This is a genomic window from Desulforhopalus vacuolatus (assembly GCF_016918505.1).
GTDB classification, from domain to species: Bacteria; Desulfobacterota; Desulfobulbia; order Desulfobulbales; family Desulfocapsaceae; genus Desulforhopalus; species Desulforhopalus vacuolatus.
The window spans coordinates 1-882 of sequence record NZ_JAFFPZ010000093.1; the positions used below are offsets into that span (position 1 = coordinate 1).

At 53.9% G+C, this 882-nt stretch carries 1 protein-coding gene; it reads right to left on the reverse strand.

Going from position 1 to position 882, the window contains the following annotated elements:
* Nucleotides 1-882, reverse strand: an 882-nt coding sequence (locus tag JWG39_RS16030) for a VCBS domain-containing protein (protein WP_205220441.1), incomplete at both ends; no start/stop codon positions are given.

Consider the following 882-nt stretch of genomic DNA (forward strand, 5'->3'; position numbering starts at 1 on the left):
TCTACATCTGTGGAAGTAAGCGTACCACTGATCCCAGTGGCCCCTTCATCGATGGTAGCCGTTACATCCGCACCAGCCACCGGCGCATCGTTTGTGCCGTTGACTGTAATCTGGATCTGGACTGTATCGGTTGCACCATTATCATCGGTCACGGTGACGGGGATTGTCAGGATCGTGGAATCACCCACGTTCAGATGGTCATACGCCGCATCGGTCGGATCGAAACTGTATGATCCATCCGGATTGAGGATGAAACCATCGGGAACGGTTGATCCCGGAGTGACGGCAAAGGCCGCCGTTGCACCATCATCTACATCGGTGGAAGTGAGCGTGCCATTAATGGCAGCATCCCCTTCGGCAACCGTCGTGGTAACGTCCGCGCCAGCAATCGGAGCATCGTTGGTACCGTTAACCGTGATCTGAATCTGCACTGTATCGGTACCACCCTGATCATCAGTCACCGTAACAGGAACCGTTAAGATCACGGAATCGCCCACGTTCAAATGGTCGTACGTCGCATCGGTTGGATCAAAAGTGTATTGTCCATCTGCATGCAGCGTGAAACCTGCCGGAGCAGTTGAGCCTGGAGTGATCGTGAAGGTCGCCGTCGAGCCATTATCTACATCTGTGGAAGTAAGCGTACCACTGATCCCAGTGGCCCCTTCATCGATGGTAGCCGTTACATCCGCACCAGCCACCGGTGCATCGTTTGTGCCGTTGACTGTAATCTGGATCTGGACTGTATCGGTTGCACCATTATCATCGGTCACGGTGACGGGGATTGTCAGGATCGTGGAATCACCCACGTTCAGATGGTCATACGCCGCATCGGTCGGATCGAAACTGTATGATCCATCCGGATTGAGGATGAAACCATCGGGA